A 16,525-nucleotide genomic window follows, 5' to 3' on the forward strand; every position below is an offset into this window, starting at 1 on the left:
TCCATGCCAATGTCTATAGGCACAGTGCAGCGTTCCGGCTATCATTCTCCTCTCTACTTACTCAAACTCTATAGTCGCGGGCGGCTTGGGTGTAATATCGTACACCACTCTGGCCACCGAGGGGATCTCGGACGTAATTCTGGATGAGATCTTATTAAGCGTCTCCCATGGTAATTCCATGTGATTAGCTGTCATGGCGTCTCTCGATTCCACCGCTCTTACGGCGATGATCCAGCCGTGGCAGCGGTTGTCGCCCTTGACGCCGGTGCCCTTCTCCAGTAACGCGGCCAGGCACTGCCAGGGCTTATACTGGTGTACGAGCTCCTGCTCGACGATTGCGTTAGCTTCCCTGACGACGGCAACTTTCTCCTTCGTCACTTCGCCGATGACCCTGACGGACAGGCCCGGGCCGGGGAAAGGCATGCGCTCCGAGATCTCCTCGGGCAGCGGCAGCGCCCTGGCCACGTCCCTGACTTCGTCCTTGTACAGGTCCTGCAGCGGCTCGATAATACCCTTGAAATCGGTGACCGAGGGCAGCCCGCCTACGTTGTGATGGGACTTGATGCCTCCCTCCGACTCGATCCGGTCGGGGTAGATGGTACCCTGGATGAGGTAGTCCACCTCGAGGCCTTTGACGACGTCTTCGAACACTCTGATGAACATCTCGCCCACAATCTTTCTCTTGGCCTCGGGGTCAGTGACACCCTTGAGGGCAGCGAAGAACCTGTCACTGGCGTCTGCCACGTGCGGGTTCATGAACTTGAAGATCTCCCTGATGCGGTCGGTCTCTCCCTTCCTCATCAGCCCGGTGTCCACGTACACCGGAATCAGGCGGTCGCCCAGCGCCCGGTGCGCTAAGATGGCGCACACGGAGCTGTCTACTCCGCCGGACAGCGCTATCAGCGCCTTGCCGTTTCCTACCTGAGATTTTATGCTCGCGATGGCCTCATCGATAAATGCGTTCGCGTCCACCATGATTATGCTCCGTTTGATTGCTGAAATTAGGACGTTCAGTATTTAAAGGTATCTGCGTGCGGGCAGAGGCGCTAAGGCCTGCGACGCACTTTAAAAACAGGGCATGGCGCCCGGCCGTAAGACCATCTAAGAATATTGTGATTGTGCAAAACGGTGCAAGAACAATACAACGCTGCGCTGTACGTTTCTGATTGCTTATGTGGCGTGTGATAGCAATCCGAACGCTGCGCTGTGCCAGATCACAGATTACGACAGATTGCACGGATTACACAGATGGCTATTGAATAAAAAGGATAGTACTACAATCGTTTACTTTCTAATCGATTAGCGTCTGTGTAATCTGTTAAATCTGTCGTAATCTGTGATCCTGGCACAGCGCAGCGTTCGTGTACGTTCACGAGCACAGAGACAACCTTTCACTTCACGATCTTGATCAGGGCATTCAGTATTCTCATCACCCGCCCGACCTTCTGCTTCGTCTCCTCGACGACGTACGGCATCGCAGCCTTCGACTTTACTCTGGCAGCGAACTGCCCGGCGCTCTGGAAATACGCGCCCTTCTGCACGTCATCCATACGTAGGACCAGATTGTCGATGTACCTCATACCTTTCTTTTCGAGCACCTTGCGAATGCGGCCGGTTACCTGATCGCCGCCGGTGCTGCCCATGGTCACTGCCACGGCCAGCTTCTTGCCCTCGACATTTTTCAGGTCGGCCATGTACCGGTTGACGGCTCCGGGGGGCATCCTCGCCCACGAAGGGCAGCAGAGAATTAGCATGTCGTAGTCTTTCAGGTCTGTCCTGCACGGCTTGATGGCGGTCTTCCACCGCAGCATGGCCAGCAGTCCGCTGAAGATGAAGCCGTGAGCTTTCCTGTCCTCGATCCTGGTGAGATCGGCCCCTGTCGACTCTTTGATTGCGTTAGCCAGCTTCAGCGTATTGAACGTTTTCGAGTAAACAGCCACCAGTACTCTCATATATACCCCAGGATGATTTTACCGCCGGAGATATAAAAGGCTGTGGTCCCCACGACTGAGAAGAAACGGCAGGTGCAATCTAAACTTGGAGTTCTCGGCAGCGAGCCAGATTTCTACACCGTGGGCTACGAGCGCCTGAGCCTGGAAGACCTGTTTCTACTGCTCAAAGATAACGGCGTACGTTGCCTCGTAGACGTCAGGGAGGCGCCGTGGTCCCAGGTGCCGGACTACCGGAAAGCAACGCTGGAGGAAAAGTTGCCGGAGCTCAGCCGCTTTTACGAATACGAGATCAAATACGTATCGATGCCATCGGTGGGCAACGTGTTCAGGAAGAATGATCTGTCTGATCTGGAGATCAACGAAAGCTACCGCCAGCATATCGTCCGGAAAGAGGCAGAGCTTGAGACGTTGCATGGCCTTATCACTAAAAGCAAAACTGCGCTCATGTGCTACGAGGCAGACCCGGACAGCTGTCACCGATCAGTACTTGCCTCGGTGCTCGCCTCTAAGTACGGGCTCACATACTGCGACTTGCGCCTGTGAATCCAGAATTCTATCAGGTTCCCTTTCATTCCAGCCTTTTTACGTGTCTCATACTGGATGGCTATTTGAGCCACTTGACGGCCGAAAGACGTGATCTGATATGTAATTTTTCTTTCGGCACCCAGGACGCTTACCATCCCAAGGCTGGCCAGCGATATGTCTGTCCGGTAATCAGTTCGGTTACCGTCCAGGGCTCCATATACCTGCGGATAGCTGATGCCTGATTGTTTGCTCAGGGACGTTCTGGTGAATGCAGACTGGCTGTTCCCGTTCAGGAAAATGAGGACATTCAGGCGGCTATCGCTTCTCGAAAGCGATTCTATTGCACGCCAGAGCCTGGTGTCTTCGTCCATATGAGTTACCACTCTACCCTGGCTCTGATGACGCTGTTTCCGTTTTCCTCGATGCAGACAAACGATAGCTTTACTGTGTTGTCGAGGCTGTCACGTCTTACTCTCTCGGCGAACTCTATGCCCGCGGGTGTAATCCGGTAGAAGCTTATCCCCGGTTCTTTTTCTGTTTGCGTTGCAAGGCCGAGGCTGACCAGGGAGAGCGCCTTGTTGTATCTTTTCCCGTATCCTCTCAGCGCACCTATCACATTCTCGTACGACGATCGTATTCTCTGTGCGATTTCCATGGCGTTGAATTCATCTTTCGGGTGGCTGGCGAGGAAGACGAGGACTTTGAAGCGGACCATGCTCTTGATAATCGCCGACATAATTTGGTCCATTTTCAGTTTTCTCTCCGTGAATACCACCTAACGGAGTAAAGAGGTATTATTATATAAGGGCTCTGTCACATTCGGTTAATTATAGTTAACCTGGATATTTATATATTAACTAAAAGTCGATAACTGAAGTATTTATTTGGATTTTTTACAACTTTACCTACTATTGTAGGTTTCGAGGGTTTATATAATAAGGGGTTATTCATTTCTCATGGGCATGCAATCATTCGCATAAATCGACATGCCCATGAGCTCCAAATAGGAGGATAGAAAGTATGAAACATAAGTATATGATACCTTTGGTATTGTGCGGTCTGATGATCGCAATGGTGGCACCTGCGCTTGCGAGCGATGTGTCAATATATGATGCGCAATCTCGTCTTAAGGCGGATAATACTGCCGATTGGATTTCCACATATGGCTATCAGTCTGTATCCATAAACACTGGGGACTATCTTACATGGTATGATTTCAAGCACCACTACTGCTCGTACGCGCCCAGCCAAAGTGCAGTAACTTACATTAAATATAATAATAACAAGTATACGACTGCAGCGACCCCCACCTTAAATTACATGGATAGTTATGGCCAAGGCGTGTCTTGGCAAATGTGGTATAAAGGTATAGACGTAGTAAGGAATCATACCTACATGGGTAATAATAAAGTAACAAGTGATATGACTACACACATTAATATTTAAATATTTTTTTATTTTTTGGTGTTTGTATGTATAACCTATTTCCGATTGTGGGGAAAGATTTCTCTGAATTAATTGGTAACCGCAGTGTAGTTGTAGTTATATTTTTATTTATTTGTTTTGTTATTTTTACATCAATTTATTCTAACGAATTAATTATTTCATCAACTTCAAGAGAAGATGTTTTACAAATTTTATTATATCAGCTATCGTATGCAATTATGTCGTATGGGAGTATTATCGCAGTATTAATCGGATTTTTCTCAATGTCTAATGAAAAAATTGGCAAGGCAATGAACACTTTAGTTACTAAACCCGTATATCGTGATACAATTATAAACGGAAAAATATTAACGTGTTGTTTATTTCTCACGATTATTTTATCGTTCGCAGTCGCTATATATACTGCAGTTATAGTTATACTGGGCGGCGAATTAGTTGGTAGTGTGTTATCGGATTTTCTTGTTCGATTACCGCTAGTTTTCTCAGTAGTATTTCTTGATGCTCTGTTTTATATGTCCCTATCTATCCTACTATCAATATTAATTACGAGGACAGGGGTAGGGCTACTTTCTACAATGGTTCTGTTTATCTTTTTAGATGTGATCGAGCCTTCCGTCAGTTTTGCAGCTAATATCGCCACAATTCTTGGTAGTAATGATCTCTATTACTATCTCAGCCATCTCTCACCATCTTCAACACTATATACTTTGATTTTAAATGGATTATTTGATCCTTCTGTTAGCCAGGAAAGCGTTTTATTATCTTGTTATGGAGATATTGTAAAAATTATTCTATTTATAGTTATACTACTGTTTCTATGTTATAGTTCGTTTATCCGGAGGGACATTGTATGAGAACTATTATACTAATCGCGAAATCGCAGATGCTGGATATGCTTCGAGAGCATCTGGTTCTTTGCATTATCGGTTTAATCGCGATTATTATTATTCTCAATGCGGCCGCAAACGCAATTATGATCCCGGAAATAGACATACATGTTGACGATGGCAATGATCATTTTTTCTCAGTTGGTATGAGCAACCCGCTTTTTGAAACATCGGTATTATTATCCATTCTTTCAATGTTCATTGGGTTATCTATAACTACCGAAGATCGTGCATACGGGACTTTGAGGGTACTGATTACTAAACCGCTTTACCGTAGAGATGTTTTGGTAGGAAAATTTATTGGTTTATCTTTCCTGCTATTATTAATAATACTCTCTTTGATACTGCTTTGTGTATCAACACAAATACTGCTGTACCGTGCCCCATATTCTACTGAGGACTTGATATTAAGAATATCCTCGTATGTCTTTGTCCTGTTTTTAAGTTGCGAACTGACTCTGAGCATTTCTATCTTACTGGGTGTTGTTTTTAAAAAATTCCTTTCTGTTTTATTGTTTGCGGGCGCCTTTATTGGCCTTGAATGGTACTTTATTCCTCCAGAATCACTACAAGGTATCGTACGCTATGTTATACCAAAACAATTATACATTACAATACTTGAAGCAGATGGCCAGGCATCAATATTTGAGACAGTATCCTCATTCGGAACCTGGCTTAATGGCTCACTTCCCCTCATCGTCCTGATGATCGCGGAGATACTACTTGTGATGTTGATCTCCACATGGGTATTTACTAAAGATGATGAATGATTTTTAGAGGTATGGGTTTGAATAAATTTCTTAAAACAAACTGGAAATTATGTGTGTGTTTCCTGTTACTTTTGTTCGGGTTTTTTAATGTTAGTATATTAGAGTGTACGGCTGCTTTCACTGAAAACGCATCTTCGATTTGCGCAAGCGATCTCCATGAACTCGTATTGCTCTCGAACGGTACCGTATGGGCCTGGGGGTCTAATAGTTGCGGAGAATGTGGACAGGAAATCAGCGAAGATAACTCTGACTTTTCTTCGCCCAAAATGGTAAACAGCTTGTCAGATATTAGAGAAGTATCCACTGGACTCTTTGCATCCTTCGCATTAGCGAATGATGGTACTGTATGGTCATGGGGCAGCAATATTGCCGGCCAGCTCGGCAGAGGTTTTCAAGTTACATATTCTACTTCAGATTATCGCTGGAAACCTGAACCGATACCAGGGTTATCGAACGTCATTGCCATAGCCTCGTCTCCTCAGGGCTTTGCACTGGCTTTAAAGGATGATGGTACGGTTTGGGCCTGGGGCTATAACAATTTCGGGCAACTTGGAAACGGCGCTGTGCCCATCGGGGAATATGCAATATCTCCAGTCCAGGTCGAAGGCTTGGGTGATGTGAAGAGCATCGCGGCAGGCTACAAGAATGCATTCGCTGTGAAGAATGATGGCACCGTCTGGGCATGGGGCAGTGCTAGTTCTGTTTTTCCGGTCAACGATGGCAACAAAGCTGGAATTGCACGGTTGCCTCAGATCGTTCCAGATATCACTGACGTAAAATCCATGGCGATTGACGACGGCTACGCGCTCTTATTAAAGAACGATGGTACGGTTTGGGCCTGGGGTAGCGATTGGAGGGGGGCGCTTGGCATAAACTCTTCCAAATCCAACACGCCGGATAACGTCATCACCTCCACACCAATTCAGGTTCCTGGGTTGTCTGATGTGGTAGCCATTGACGTGAGCAATGGTCACTCCGTAGCTCTTTGCAGGGATGGTAGTGTGTGGTCCTGGGGTGCGAATTATGGCGGCCAGCTGGGCGATGGTTCGATCGAGGATAGAAATAAGCCATGGCGTATACCTGTCAAGAATATCGTGTTGATCAGTGGTTCCTATATGGTCGATAGCGAGGGAAATATCTATAAGTGCGATAAGAATGGTGTATCGAGGCTCGACTTTAAATTTAATTCAGGCAATGAGGGACCGCAGCAATCCATGAATAGTACTGAAGAGACGCCTGCTATTTCAGAGCAGCCAGTATCAACTGAGCAGGCTGATCTGTTTCCTTCAGAGCAGGCCAATAGTACACCTGGCAGCAGTTCGCCGTTACCCGGGGGAAACTCGATCCTGATGATCGGCGTGGTACTGTTTACGGTTATCCTTTTAGGCCTCATTGTGTACCTGGTGGTCAGGAAATGATCTATCAGGCAAACTTGCGATCTGTAATAATAACTGGAAACATGAGCTGTCTGACCGGGTGATCATAGGCAATCATAGAAGCCGATCTCCGGCTTGCCTGAAGTGGATCGCCAGCAGCCCAGTAATGATAAATAAGATCGGTCCCCACGCGATAAAACCGATTGCCGACAGGGGGCTGGCCATTAAAAAGGCGATGGCGCTGATCAGACCTAAGACACCGTACAGTACCATCGACCACCTCAGCCATGCTTGCAATGCTCCCCCGGAGAAGATGGAAGCTGCAATTAGTAGCGCCAATCCCAGGAACCATCCCCAGCCCATGATCTCCAAGCCCAGCATGATCGAATGGCTTCCATAGGGGAGGAACCACTCGATTCCTTCGGCGATGCCGAGACCGGCCCTCTGGCGCAATACACCAAGCTGGGTGAACCGGTTGATGCTGACCGCCATGGCGAACAAGACTGTAAAAGCCAGGCTGCTCAGGCTTAATGCCTTCTTTTCTGCAGCGGTCACCGTATGCAGGCTGGCCATCATCACCACGATGATCGGGCATACTATCAGGGTTATAACGCCCGCAAGTGTCTGAACGGTCTCAGAAGGGGGATATGTGAATTGCCCAAAGATCAGGGCGCCGGCGAGGATCAGGAGATAGACGATTCCGCAGACAGTTGCCGCCAGCGAAGACCAGTAGCCAATCGTATAAGCCCGGCTGCATTTTCCGTCCGGGGAACGATCAATTGCATGGTCATGTTCCTGTAAGCTCTCATCTCTCACGGGCATATGCTCTCGCCAACAATACACTGTCACCGGAGTACTAATGGTTATTGCTGAACCGTCTAACTATAGGGTCAGGAGCGATCGATGCAGTGGTGAAGGTTATCTCACATGCTCGGCTTCTCTCCCCCTATCGTGACGCCCTGCTCTTCCGTCGCCTTCCTGCATACAAAGCAGACACCAGCGTCGGCGAGCTTTTTACCCGATTCCACTGCCTGGTTCTTCGCTTTCTGGTCCGGCATGCCCTGCACCGCGAGCCCGGCTGTCAGGATGTCCGACCGGTGGACCATGTCGACGCCGAAGGATTCCAGGATACCCTCGATACTCTCGATACACTTCAGCTGCCCGCCATCTCCGGTGGCGAAGGCGATCACCGGCTTACCCTGGAACTTTTCCTTATACGGTAAAAACTCGTCGAACAGCATCTTCAGTTCGCCGCTCATGTAGCTGAAGTACGTCGGGGATCCGAAGGCCAGAGCCGACGCCCGCCCTATGTCGTCGGGAGTAACGTCTCTCGCCCTCTTCACCTCCGCCGTCGTATTTCTCAGCTGCCCCGCGCCCTCGGCAATCGCCCGGGCCAGCGCTTCCGTATGTCCCGACATGGACGTGAAAATTACCAGCGTGAAAGGCTTGTCTGCCATAAAACCACAGTTAGAGATTCCCGGCCGGAGATAAAAATAAAACCTTAAAAGAGCGCGGAGATCCCTTTTACATCAGCAGGCGAGGCGATGCCATTGCCAGGCTGGTGGAACGACCTAACTTTTTGGCCGCGAAGCGGCAGGGCCTCAATACCCACCACGGTGCTGTGTCTCCTGCCGTTGCGCGACTCTTAAACTCGAAGAGGCCTACTGCTACACTTGTTTGCCTTTCTTTAAGCGGGTGATCGCCGGGCCGGTGCGTGCAGCGGCCGGCCCCCGATCTGTTCCATCCTTCCTCAAACCCACACATGTCACTTGCTTGTTTGCCTGTATGCATGCCCTTTCTTTGCGGCACGTTTGGATAATCGTGACCGGCGTGCAGCGCCGAAACCGGGGTCAGTACCCGATCGCCGGCGGCACGGGAGGTCTGAATAGTAGATTGGACGCTTACATTTATAAATATTGCCAAATTAAATTAGTGATGACAATAGCAAGCCGTATTTCAGCTTATCTCGACTAAAAAAGCTCATACAGGGGTATACGCCCCTGTATTGTCTATCTATATGCTGCCGACGAACTTCGGACGCTTTGCAAGGCTTCTCGCGACGGGCAGAGGCCTGTTCGGGAGACACGCGGTCTCGGTGTTGATGCGCTCCACGAGCTCTTCGAGAGTCATCTCCACCTTGGCGGGCTTGTTCTGCTGGGATTCGGCCCTGACGACCACTGGCAGCTTATCGCTGTTCATCTCGGCGTCGCCGATGGTGACCACGTAGGGGATCCACTCTTTGCCCGCGTCCCTGATCTTCTTGCCGACCGTTTCCTCGCGATCGTCGACGTCCACCCGGACATTACCCATCTTATCAGCGAGCGCTTCGGCGAAGGGTACGTGCTTTTCTGAGATAGTGACAATTCTGACCTGGGTCGGGGAGAGCCAGACAGGCAGCATCGGAACTGCGCCCTTCTCGCTTTCCATGGCCTCTTTCTCCAGCAGGCCGTAGATGCACCGCTCGATGGCGCCGGACGGGGAGCAGTGGAGGATGATGGGCCGCTGCCTGTTGCCGTTCTGGCTGACGTAGGTGATGTCGTATCGCTCGGCGTTCTCCACGTCGATCTGCACCGTAGATAAAGCGCTGGCCTTGCTCAGCGAGTCGATGTAGTTGAACTCGAACTTGAGGACGAAGTAGAAGAACCGCTCTTCCCACATCTCGATGATGACCGGCTTGCCGGCCCTGGTGACAAGGCTCTCTATGAACGCCTTGTTGTTTGTGTAGAATTCCTTGGTGAACCGGATGGCGACTTCGTAATCCGTGAGGTCGATGCCGACTGTGTCGAGGGTCTCGATACACATGTTGTACTGGTCCCCGAACTCTCTGATCGCCCCATCCATATCAGTGCACAGGGTGTGCATATCCGGCATGGTGAAGGCACGAAGCCTGCGGAGGCCGACGAGTTCGCCCCGCTGTTCCTTCCTGAAGGAGTACCGGGTCAGCTCGATCATCTTGAGAGGCAAGTTCTTGTAGGAGATGGTCATGTCGTGGTTCATCAGGAACTGGCCGAAGCAGGCCGCAAACCTGAGGAACAGGTTCTTCTTGTCCGCGATGACTGTATACTGCCTGGCCGGGAACCGGTCGAGGTACTTCTTGAGGGTCGGGTGCTCCATGTCGTACATGATGGGCGTCTCGACTTCCATCGCGCCCTTCTTAGCGGCTTCGTTGAGCACGAAGTTCTCCAGGAGGCTTTTCATCATCCTGCCCTTGGGATACCAGCGCATGTTGCCCGGATCGCTGCCCGGCTCGTAGTCCGCCAGCTCCAGCCGGCGCATGAGCTCCACGTGGGGCGGCTCTCTGTCGACGGCCCTCTTCTTGGCCATCTCGTAGTCCACGAACGCCCTGAGCTTGTCGTGGCCCTTGTAGTCGAAGGTCTTCGGGTCTTTCAGCTGCCCGTCGACGTCTAAGATATAGAAGTAGCTCTTGAGCTTCTCCTCTGCCTTGACCGCCTCGGAGACCACTTCGGGCTTCTCTGCGGCAACTGCCGGAGTGACTGTGACTGCCTCGACTCCTTCCGGCCTGATGGTCCTGGATAACTCGGACAGCGGGTGGCCTTTGCACTTGATGGTGAACGCCTTGTACCAGCCGAACGGTGCCCTGGCGACTTCGAAGCCCTTGCCTTTCAGGGCGGTCTCGACGCCTTTCAGCACTTCTACCGCCACTTTAGGCGAGGAAAGATTGGAGCTCAGGTGAGCGTACGGGTAAAGCATGACCCTGGTCGTCTTGACCTGCTCGGTTACTTTGATGACGGCCTCGACGCCTTTTTCGATGACGTACTGCGGATTGGACTCGTCCGGCTTCTCGACAGCTACGAAAGCTGTAAGAGCTTCCTCCATGCGCCCGGACTTGACCGCATCTTCGATCTTCTCGGCGACGGGTGTGCTCTTTTTCACCTCGTACTCGATGAAGTCGGAGTGGATGAGTAGTAACTGCATTCTTTCACCTAATGTTAGAACATTGATGTGATTTTCGGTTATATAATTTGGGGTATAGAGATAGCGGCGATTGGTGGTTTAGCCGTTGAAAACGTGGGGGCTGCAGTACAGTCTGATCATGAATTTGTTTCACAAGAGAGAAACATTAAAATTACCAATCATTAACAATAGAAACCTTTATTTATCATGATTGTTTATTAGCAATTCGAGGGCATTGAATGACCGCCACAACGAGCAATGGAATGCTTAATTCAACCAAAGGCATCAGCGGCAAGAACTGGCAGGTACGCAGAGTCGGTTCTGTCGACGTAGTCGAAAAGTTCGGCGTGTGCAACCTGGACTACCACAAGACCTGCGGCAGCGGCTGGTGCTTCGACGAGGCGAAGAAGGACTTTGACTGGAACTACACCGGTCTGGTCAACATCGCCCACGAGGCTATCGACAGGCACGCCGCCTCCTGGCGCAAGAACAAGGTCGCCCTTTACTGGGAGGGCCCGAACAGGGAGCACGAGAAGTACACCTTCTCCGAGCTGAAGGCCCTGACCGACAAGTTCGGCAACGTCCTGCGCAAGGCCGGGGTCCAGAAAGGGGACCGCGTGTTCGTCTACCTGCCCCGCATTCCGGAGCTCTACATCAGTGCCATCGCCATCGCCAAGGTCGGGGCAATCTTCGCGCCGCTCTTCGGCGGGTTCAGGGCCGAGGCTGTCCGGGACCGCATGAACGACTGCGAGGCTAAGATGGTCATCACCACCCCGGACATGAAGCGCCTCGGGATCGACCCGATCAAGGCCGAGGTTCCGTCGCTCCAGACTGTCATCGTCTGCAAGGCCGACGCGAGCTACAAGTACGGCGAGGGGGAGCTGAACTTCGACGCGGAGATGACCTACGCTCCCGAAGAGTTCCGGATGGAGTGGTGCCACCTCGAAGACCCGGTCATCATGCACTACACCTCCGGCACGACCGGCAAATCCAAGGGCGTCGTCCACGTCCACAACGCCATGATCGGCCACTATATCACCACCAAATGGGTGCAGGACCTGAGAGACGACGACGTCTACTGGTGCACCGCCGATCCAGGCTGGGTGACAGGCACCTCCTACGGCATCTTCGGGCCGTGGCTCTGCGGAGCCTCCCAGGTCGTCTACGCGGGCAGGTTCACCGCTGACGTGTGGTACTCTGTCATCGAGCGCCACAAGGTCACCGTCTGGTACACCGCGCCCACTGCGCTGCGCATGCTCATGAAGGCAGGCGACGACGTCGTCAAAAAGTACAACCTGAAGAGCCTGCGGTACATCACCAGCGTGGGCGAGCCCCTGAACCCGGAAGTCATCCGGTGGGGGATGAAGGTCTACGACCTGCCCATCCACGAGAACTACTGGATGACCGAGACGGGCTGCAACATGATCGCCAACTACTATAACCTGCCTCTGAAAATCGGCTCGATGGGGAAACCGTTCCCGGGCATCCAGGCGGCAGTAGTGGACGATAAGGGCAACATGCTCCCTCCCGGCGTGCCGGGCAACCTGGTGATCAAGCCCGAGTGGCCATCTATGATGCGGGGCATCTGGAACAACGAGGAGAAGTTCAAAGAGTACTTCCGCATCCCGGGCTGGTACGTCACCGGAGACAGCGCCTGCGTGGACAACGACGGGTACTTCTGGTTCATGGGCCGGGTCGACGACGTCATCAAGACGTCGGGCGAGAGAGTCGGGCCCTTCGAAGTCGAAAGCGCTCTCCTGGAGCACCCGGCCGTCGCAGAAGCTGGCGTCATCGGCAAGCCTGACCCGCTCTACGGCAACATCATCAAGGCGTTCATCGCCCTCAAGCCCGGGTACGAGGGCGCGGAAGAACTAAAAAGGGAGATCTCCGAGTTCGTCAAGGCCAAGCTCGCAGCCCACGCCTTCCCGAAGGAGATCGAGTTCAAGAGCAGCCTGCCCAAGACCCGCAGCGGCAAGATCATGCGCCGGGTCCTGAAAGCCCAGGAACTCGGGCTGCCGCTCGGCGACCTGGCGACGCTGGACGACGAGTGATCCGGGGCCAGAAATTCGGGAGGGGCATGGCAGTGCCCCTCCACCTCCCCGCTTTGACAATTATCCGCATCCAATACGAGGCTTGCAGGGGCAAACATCCCTGCAATTCTCGACACCTTTCTCCGGCTTTCGCTATATTCCTGCCTCACCTAAAAACTCGAAGCTCAAATTTCGGAAACTTTCGGGATTTTCATTACCTGTCGGCACTATAAATTATATATCATTAAAAATAATTATGTATTGTACGGCGACACGGTAACGATACCTGTCGGGCAGTACGCTTTGAAGCTAATCAAGGACCTGTCAGTTCGGCCAGCGCAGGGTTTGCCTGCTACCAGATCCGGCCCCGGCAGGGCTGACGGCGCATGTGGAACACAGGATTCAAGGAGGTGTTAGCCAGCCACTAATCTGAAAATTACTGTGGAAACAAACAGAGTCGTAATCGTTGGACTGTTGCGAGGGACCAAACTGTGCGGTAGGTAGCTTTCACAAGGGGGTGATAACCAGAAACTTCAACTACCTGAAAAAGTCTCGAAGCTCTTTTTCTTCATAGTTTTTATCGACAGAAGCAGCTACTATCTTCTTGAAGTTTTTTCCGACCTCTGCACCGATAATCATATAAGCCCCCATACAGATATTCTCCGGCTAGCTATCATGATCACCGACGATTTCGACTACCTCGCCCCCGGCGGCCGCTCGTTTACCCTGACCTCAGGCCTGATCGCCTGCCTCACCGACAAGTCCAGAGTGCTGGAGATCGCCTGCGGCAAAGGGGAGGCTTCCTGCGCGATAGCGCAGAAGTTCGGGTGCCGGGTGGAGGGGTTCGACATCGACCGGGGCCTGATTTCCTACGCCAGCGACAAAGCGCTGGATACTGGCGTCGGCGAGATCGTGAAGTTCGAGGTCCGGGATGGCACGAAAATGGACTTCGGCACCGGGCAGTACGATCTGATTGTCGCCGAGGGTGGAGCACTCACCTATGTCGACAGGGAAAAAGGAGTCAGGCGCTGTGCAGAGCTTCTCAAGGACGGCTCGTACCTGGCGGTGACGGATTTGATCTATTTGAGGGAGGACGTGCCGCCCGAAATCAGGGAGGTCTACGAGGAGAACGGCACCTTCCGGTTCCTGAACGAGATCGGGTACCGCAGGCTGCTGGAGCAGCACGGCTTCGAGATCGTCCACCTCTCCATGGTGCCCCAGTCGGCGTGGGACAGGTACTACATGTCCATGAGCCGGCTGATCAGGAAGCCGGACTTCGGCTTCCCCGAGGAGTTCAGGCAGGCCATGGCCAGAGAGATCGATGTGTACTACGCGAAGAACGCCATGTTCTACGTCGGCTACATCTATATCGTCGCCCGCATGGCCCGGGATAAAGCCGTGGGCCAGGGCCCGGAAGACCTGAGGATACCGATGTTCGGATCCATGCTCGGCAATGAGCCGGTTGTCGCTCCTGCGAAGAAGGGCAAAGCGTCGGCGAAGAAGAGTAAATCTTCTGCGAGGCGAAAATCGTAGATCCCTCCTGTAACCATTTTAGACGTCAGGTACCGTTTACACGAAGTACAGTCATTATTGAAACGTTTTGTACGAGTGCCCGTACCATTTACACGAAGTACGCGAGGTACGCGAAGTACTCAAAGTACGGTAAAAATGGCATGCTTGAAAATGATCTTATAGTAAAACTTCGCGTACTTCGCGTACCTTGAGTACTTCGTGTAAACGGTACCTGTCTGCCCTAAAAATTTCTAGAATGACTATACTTCGTGTAAACGGTACAGGTACTTATACAAAATTTTTCACGAGCGACAACATGGCGTATAGACACGGAAGGTATAAATACTGGCAGACATATTTTAGGTTCGCACTTTTAGACGCTCCGGTAGTGTAGTCCGGCCAATCATGTCGGCCTTTCGAGCCGACGACTCGGGTTCGAATCCCGACCGGAGCACTAGATTTTTGAGGGGCTCCCGGGGAACTTTCTAAAAAAGTTCCCCTGGGTCTCGACACTTAAGCAAGCCCGAAGGGCAATTTTAAAGGAACGTTTTTGAGGGGTGACGAGGGGAACTTTTTTAGAAAAAGTTCCCCTAACACCTATTATGAAATGAGATAGATCAGTAGTTTAGCCTTACCCATTCAGCCTAAGCCCCGGCCTCAGGCAGCATGACCACAAACCGGCACCCTTTCGAATATTCGCCTGCTACCCGGTTTTCTACCCAGACCCGGCCTCCGAAGTCCCTGACCAGCGTCTGGACGAGTTCCAGTCCGAGCCCTCCTTTGTACCGCTTTTCAGGCCCGTTGCAGGAGCAATGAAATAGCTGTCCTTTTCTGTCGTCGGGGATGCCCGGGCCGTTGTCTTCTACCATGACTGCAATGTATGGTTTTCCCTGCTCTGTCACCCGGGTAGTCCTGACGTTGATCTCGAGGCGCCTGTCCGGGGGAGAATGCTTGACGGCGTTCCCGACTATGTTGGAAAAGATGTCCTTGATCAGCTCGTTCGCCAGGACTAAGAGGCCTTCCTCCCGGGTGTAGTGGATCTCGATATCTCTGCCGGGGACGATGGTGTACTCTCCGACGACTTCCCGGAGCACCTCGGCGAGATCGAAGAGCCGGGGCTTCAGTCCGCCTTTTCTGGCGCTCTGCAGCTTTTTCACGTTCTCTATGAGTCTGGCACTGCTGCGGAGGGTTTCGATCGGGCGCTCGATCAAGTACCTGTTCCCTTCTTGTCCAAGCCTCGCGTTATTCAGCTCCTGCAGCGCCATCTCTAGAAATCCCAGCGTCAGCTGGTTGAGGTTGTTGATGTCGTGGCTCATGAGGTCGAGGTACATCTCCGCCTGTTTTGCCGCCTCCTGCTGCGCTTTTTCCGCCCTCTTGCGCAGGATGATCCGCCAGACCCCGTCCATCAGCAGGGTGAGCTGCCTGGCGTCGGAGTGGTTGTAGTCGCCATCCTTGTTAGCGACTTCTGCCAGGGCCACCACTGCGTTATCGTCGAAGACCGGCACGGCCAGGAAGTTCTTTAGCCTGAGGTGGCCTTCGGGAAAGCCCTTTTTCGCAGGGTGAGGCGCCGCGTAGTCGTTGATGATGATCGCCTTGCGCTGCCTGATCGGCTCTGCCCAGATGCCGCCTCCTTCCAGGACGTATGAGTGCGGTGTACCCAGGACATTACATTTTTCCATGGTCTTGCTGGAGTAGTTGTACAGGTTCACTACGCCTTTCTTGTAGTCCATCGCGCCCATCCAGCCGATTTCGCTTCCTGTCAGCCTTATGCACTCTTCCAGCGCGAAGTTGGCGATGTCCTGCTCGGACGCGTCCCTGAGCTGGCCGAGCCTCAGCAGTGCTTCAAGGCGTGCTTCATCCAGCTTCAGCTCCTCCTCGGACATTACGTGTCGCTGTGCTTCGCTCTGCAGAACCTGGATCTGCTTTCTCATGTCGGCATTTTCTCTCTCGAGCTCTTCGTATGATTTTCCTTTCTCAGGCATGGCATATCCTGCGACTATACACAATTATTTTTGTGCAATTATATAACAATATGTATACGAAGAGGCTTGAACTCTCGCTTAAGCCCTCTTCACATCCGTGAGACGCGGCCCGGGACCTGACTCCGATCCA

General features: G+C 52.0%; 14 protein-coding genes and 1 tRNA gene. 7 read left to right on the forward strand and 8 right to left on the reverse strand.

The window, feature by feature from the left end:
- Positions 1–57 precede the first annotated feature (57 nt).
- Positions 58–975 carry a glutamine-hydrolyzing GMP synthase gene (gene guaA, locus ACPLPM_RS03550; protein WP_424358865.1) on the reverse strand — a complete coding sequence of 306 codons (918 nt, stop codon included), beginning with the start codon at positions 973–975 and terminating at the stop codon, positions 58–60.
- A 416-nt stretch (positions 976–1,391) separates the two neighbouring features.
- On the reverse strand, positions 1,392–1,952 hold the full coding sequence (locus ACPLPM_RS03555; RefSeq protein WP_424358866.1) for a flavodoxin family protein: 561 nt from the start codon (positions 1,950–1,952) through the stop codon (positions 1,392–1,394).
- A 72-nt stretch (positions 1,953–2,024) separates the two neighbouring features.
- On the opposite strand from ACPLPM_RS03555, the gene ACPLPM_RS03560 reads away from it, so the two are divergent.
- Positions 2,025–2,495: a DUF488 family protein gene (locus tag ACPLPM_RS03560; protein ID WP_424358867.1), complete on the forward strand. Its 471-nt coding sequence runs from the start codon at positions 2,025–2,027 to the stop codon at positions 2,493–2,495.
- Here the strand turns inward: ACPLPM_RS03560 and ACPLPM_RS03565 are convergent.
- On the reverse strand, positions 2,426–2,848 hold the full coding sequence (locus ACPLPM_RS03565; RefSeq protein ID WP_424358868.1) for an archaellum operon transcriptional activator EarA family protein: 423 nt from the start codon (positions 2,846–2,848) through the stop codon (positions 2,426–2,428). The two genes, ACPLPM_RS03560 and ACPLPM_RS03565, sit on opposite strands and share 70 nt — an antisense overlap.
- A gap of 5 nt (positions 2,849–2,853) precedes the next feature.
- Complete coding sequence (locus ACPLPM_RS03570) at positions 2,854–3,225, reverse strand: putative transcriptional regulator (RefSeq protein ID WP_424358869.1); 372 nt, start codon at positions 3,223–3,225, stop codon at positions 2,854–2,856.
- 724 nt (positions 3,226–3,949) lie between these two features.
- Between ACPLPM_RS03570 and ACPLPM_RS03575 the strand changes: the two genes are divergently transcribed.
- Genes ACPLPM_RS03575 through ACPLPM_RS03585 form a run of 3 tightly spaced genes read left to right on the forward strand, consistent with a single transcriptional unit; the run spans position 3,950 to position 6,998 of the window.
- Positions 3,950–4,777 (forward strand): ABC transporter permease, encoded by an 828-nt coding sequence (locus ACPLPM_RS03575; protein WP_424358870.1) that lies wholly within the window; start codon positions 3,950–3,952, stop codon positions 4,775–4,777.
- Complete coding sequence (locus ACPLPM_RS03580; protein ID WP_424358871.1) at positions 4,774–5,580, forward strand: ABC transporter permease subunit; 807 nt, start codon at positions 4,774–4,776, stop codon at positions 5,578–5,580. The genes ACPLPM_RS03575 and ACPLPM_RS03580 overlap by 4 nt, the downstream gene beginning before the upstream one ends.
- Positions 5,581–5,591: 11 nt before the next feature.
- Complete coding sequence (locus tag ACPLPM_RS03585; protein ID WP_424358872.1) at positions 5,592–6,998, forward strand: RCC1 domain-containing protein; 1,407 nt, start codon at positions 5,592–5,594, stop codon at positions 6,996–6,998.
- Between the two features lie 72 nt (positions 6,999–7,070).
- On the opposite strand, the gene ACPLPM_RS03590 is transcribed toward ACPLPM_RS03585, so the two are convergent.
- The 3 genes from ACPLPM_RS03590 to ACPLPM_RS03600 form a co-directional block, all read right to left on the reverse strand.
- Entirely contained in the window at positions 7,071–7,778 is a 708-nt protein-coding gene (locus tag ACPLPM_RS03590) for a hypothetical protein (protein ID WP_424358873.1), read from the reverse strand.
- Positions 7,779–7,879: 101 nt separating this feature from the next.
- A complete protein-coding gene (locus ACPLPM_RS03595) occupies positions 7,880–8,413 on the reverse strand; it encodes a flavodoxin family protein (protein WP_424358874.1) in 534 nt (177 codons plus the stop codon).
- Positions 8,414–8,969: 556 nt separating this feature from the next.
- Complete coding sequence (locus ACPLPM_RS03600) at positions 8,970–10,892, reverse strand: threonine--tRNA ligase (RefSeq protein WP_424358875.1); 1,923 nt, start codon at positions 10,890–10,892, stop codon at positions 8,970–8,972.
- Between the two features lie 242 nt (positions 10,893–11,134).
- Here ACPLPM_RS03600 and acsA point away from each other — a divergent pair, with 242 nt between their 5' ends.
- The 3 genes from acsA (at position 11,135) to ACPLPM_RS03615 (ending at position 14,867) form a co-directional block, all read left to right on the forward strand.
- Positions 11,135–12,922, forward strand: coding sequence for an acetate--CoA ligase (gene acsA / locus ACPLPM_RS03605; RefSeq protein WP_424360026.1), 1,788 nt, complete (start codon positions 11,135–11,137; stop codon positions 12,920–12,922).
- A gap of 654 nt (positions 12,923–13,576) precedes the next feature.
- Positions 13,577–14,434 carry an SAM-dependent methyltransferase gene (locus ACPLPM_RS03610; RefSeq protein ID WP_424358876.1) on the forward strand — a complete coding sequence of 286 codons (858 nt, stop codon included), beginning with the start codon at positions 13,577–13,579 and terminating at the stop codon, positions 14,432–14,434.
- 358 nt (positions 14,435–14,792) lie between these two features.
- Positions 14,793–14,867, forward strand: a tRNA-Glu gene (locus ACPLPM_RS03615).
- A 190-nt stretch (positions 14,868–15,057) separates the two neighbouring features.
- Here ACPLPM_RS03615 and ACPLPM_RS03620 read toward each other — a convergent pair.
- Positions 15,058–16,395, reverse strand: a complete 1,338-nt coding sequence (locus ACPLPM_RS03620) for a GAF domain-containing protein (protein ID WP_424358877.1) — start codon at positions 16,393–16,395, stop codon at positions 15,058–15,060.
- Between the last annotated feature and the right edge of the window lie 130 nt (positions 16,396–16,525).

It is taken from the genome of Methanocella sp. MCL-LM (assembly GCF_049676595.1).
GTDB lineage: Archaea > Halobacteriota > Methanocellia > Methanocellales > Methanocellaceae > Methanocella_A.

What these genes read in the sequence shown, in the direction of transcription:
- ACPLPM_RS03570 (WP_424358869.1), bottom strand. Translation starts at nt 3,225, where the DNA reads ATGGACCAAATTATGTCGGCGATTATCAAGAGCATGGTCCGCTTCAAA.
- ACPLPM_RS03565 (WP_424358868.1), bottom strand. Translation starts at nt 2,848, where the DNA reads ATGGACGAAGACACCAGGCTCTGGCGTGCAATAGAATCGCTTTCGAGA.
- ACPLPM_RS03585 (WP_424358872.1), top strand. Translation starts at nt 5,592, where the DNA reads ATGGGTTTGAATAAATTTCTTAAAACAAACTGGAAATTATGTGTGTGT.
- ACPLPM_RS03620 (WP_424358877.1), bottom strand. Translation starts at nt 16,395, where the DNA reads ATGCCTGAGAAAGGAAAATCATACGAAGAGCTCGAGAGAGAAAATGCC.
- ACPLPM_RS03580 (WP_424358871.1), top strand. Translation starts at nt 4,774, where the DNA reads ATGAGAACTATTATACTAATCGCGAAATCGCAGATGCTGGATATGCTT.
- ACPLPM_RS03595 (WP_424358874.1), bottom strand. Translation starts at nt 8,413, where the DNA reads ATGGCAGACAAGCCTTTCACGCTGGTAATTTTCACGTCCATGTCGGGA.
- ACPLPM_RS03610 (WP_424358876.1), top strand. Translation starts at nt 13,577, where the DNA reads ATGATCACCGACGATTTCGACTACCTCGCCCCCGGCGGCCGCTCGTTT.
- ACPLPM_RS03590 (WP_424358873.1), bottom strand. Translation starts at nt 7,778, where the DNA reads ATGCCCGTGAGAGATGAGAGCTTACAGGAACATGACCATGCAATTGAT.
- ACPLPM_RS03575 (WP_424358870.1), top strand. Translation starts at nt 3,950, where the DNA reads ATGTATAACCTATTTCCGATTGTGGGGAAAGATTTCTCTGAATTAATT.
- ACPLPM_RS03555 (WP_424358866.1), bottom strand. Translation starts at nt 1,952, where the DNA reads ATGAGAGTACTGGTGGCTGTTTACTCGAAAACGTTCAATACGCTGAAG.
- guaA (WP_424358865.1), bottom strand. Translation starts at nt 975, where the DNA reads ATGGTGGACGCGAACGCATTTATCGATGAGGCCATCGCGAGCATAAAA.
- acsA (WP_424360026.1), top strand. Translation starts at nt 11,135, where the DNA reads ATGCTTAATTCAACCAAAGGCATCAGCGGCAAGAACTGGCAGGTACGC.
- ACPLPM_RS03600 (WP_424358875.1), bottom strand. Translation starts at nt 10,892, where the DNA reads ATGCAGTTACTACTCATCCACTCCGACTTCATCGAGTACGAGGTGAAA.